This is a genomic window from Actinomycetospora sp. NBRC 106375 (genome assembly GCF_030269665.1).
In the GTDB taxonomy this organism is placed as follows: domain Bacteria; phylum Actinomycetota; class Actinomycetes; order Mycobacteriales; family Pseudonocardiaceae; genus Actinomycetospora.
In genome coordinates, this window is sequence record NZ_BSTS01000085.1 from 1 (window position 1) to 383 (window position 383).

At 73.9% G+C, this 383-nt stretch carries 1 protein-coding gene; it reads left to right on the forward strand.

What is annotated here, in order from left to right; all coding sequences use genetic code 11:
* On the forward strand, nucleotides 1-383 hold a 383-nt coding region (locus QSK03_RS32980), incomplete at both ends, for a transposase family protein (RefSeq protein ID WP_285660071.1).

The window sequence follows — 383 nt, forward strand, 5'->3', positions numbered from 1 at the left end:
TCCCGGCCGCTGCCCGGGCTGCGGGATCGCCGGGACCTACCGCGACAGCACCGAACGCCGCGTCAGCGACGTCCCGGTGGTCGGGCATCCCCTCGAGCTGCGGGTCCGGGTGCCGCGCTACCGCTGCGTGCACGACGGCTGCTCACGTGAGGTCTTCGCCCACGACACCAGCCGGCTGGCCCGTCCTTGGGCGTCGACCACCGGACGCTGCGCGGCGTTCATCCTGCGTCGGCTGATGCTGGACAAGGCCACCGTTGCCGCGGTCGCCCGCGAGCTCGGCCGCTCGTGGGACACCGTCAACGACATCGCCGTCGCCGCCACCAGTGAGCTGCTGCTCTCCGCCGGGCCGGCCCGGCTCGAAGGGGTCGAGGTCATCGGGGTCG